Below are 1,690 nucleotides of genomic sequence, written 5' to 3'. Positions count from 1 at the left end.
TAGATTCTATTTTCTAACTTAGGATCCATTTCCCTACAAGTTACTGGGATTCTTTAGATTTTATTTTTAGATTTTAGAATCTGCCATCTAAGTCATGTACTAGGAGAAGTGTGTGACTTTCGAAATAGCAATCACACGCTTCTTAGATTCTATTTTTATTTATAGAATCTATTTCTCTACAAGTTACTGGGATTTTTTAGATTTTATTTTTAGATTTTAGAATCTACTTCTACTTATAGCTTCCTACTTCCCGCCAAAGTAATAAGCATAGTTTAGAGTTACTTCACCACTAGTAAAGTTTGGATTAGTATTTCTAAAATAGTATTGATATTCTACTGATACAGATTGATGTTTACCAAAGAAAGCAACTATACCAGCTTTTGCTGTAGGTAATATTGTAGGGGCTTTATTTTTACGTGCATTTGCATCCTGTGCTGCGGCAGCTCCAAGAGCTTTATTTTGATTGATAGCTACAGCAAGTACTGCATCATCTACTGCTTTATTAGCAGCTTTTACATCAGCTAATGCTTGTTTTAGAGACTTAACAGTTTTTCCATTATTGTCTGATACTACTTCTGTTTTTTGTGTGATTGTTTGTGCACCTTGAAGAAGTTGTTTGTCGCTTAAAGGTGCAACCGTAGTGGTGACCTTTATAGCCTCACCTTTAGCGTTTCCATTTATGATTCCATCTATAGTTTGGGCACTATCTTGTGTCGCCACAACATTTTTAAATACTGTTTGAACGTTGTTTTTAATACTGTTTGATTGATCTATTAGTGAAGATTTTCCAGTGTTTCTTTGAATAGTTGTATTTGGTTTATTAACATCTGGAGTTGTAAAATTAGGGCTATCTAAATTTTGATTTTGTTTATTTAGTGCGATATCTCCAGCATTGCTTACAGCCGTATCTACACTTGTTATTGTTGAGTTTAGCTGATCTGGTCTAATCTTGATGATGTTTTCTGTATTCACTTTAACAGCATTTTGCAAGGTAGTTAAAGTTGTATTTAATTCATTCAGTGCACTTAGTTGATTTGCTTGCGCTATAGATATAGCATTATTTGGTTGTACTGTGCTTGATAGGATAGTAGAGAGTTGAGATATAGCACTAGTTACTTGATTTCTAGCAGCTATTAATTGAGAAGTTGTATTTATATTTGAATTTGCTATATTTCCATTATTTCCAGATATCAGTGTAGAGTTTCCATTTACTATATTATTTAAACTTGTCGCAAGTGATGAGAGGCTGCTATTCCCTGGATTTGAAAGATTAGAGATTGTCCCATAGATACTATTTATGCTTGATAAGCGATCTTGTAAGATTTTTAACTCTCCAAATCCTTGAGAGAAATCAAATACTCCACTATAGGTGATATTTCTTGTTTTGCCACTACCAGCTGTAGACCATCCAAAGTCTAATGCTGCATTAGCAGGTTTTTCAGTGGCTTGAGCTCTAAACATAGCTTGTGTACTTAAAGTTGAGTTTCTAGCACTGGTATCTGCTATCTGACTAATTACATTCTGTAAATTCTGCATTGAAGCTTCTAAGTTAGATGATGCACTAATTAAAGTTGCTGCTGATATTGGATTTCCTGTCACCTGTCCAGCCACTGCTTGAATCCCCGTAGCCCCTGCTAAAACTGCACTACTTGCAGCAGAAGATGAGTTCATAAAACTGCCATTTTCATCA

1 protein-coding gene is annotated in these 1,690 nt (G+C 34.4%); it reads right to left on the bottom strand.

Going from position 1 to position 1,690, the window contains the following annotated elements; all coding sequences use genetic code 11:
• Positions 1-243: 243 nt before the first annotated feature.
• Positions 244-1,690: hypothetical protein (locus BKH40_RS08525; protein ID WP_219350163.1), on the bottom strand; the 1,447-nt coding region annotated here is incomplete at its 5' end.

The sequence above is a fragment of the Helicobacter sp. 11S02629-2 genome, assembly GCF_002272875.1.
Lineage (GTDB): Bacteria > Campylobacterota > Campylobacteria > Campylobacterales > Helicobacteraceae > Helicobacter_I.
This window is presented reverse-complemented; position numbering and strand designations above follow the sequence as displayed.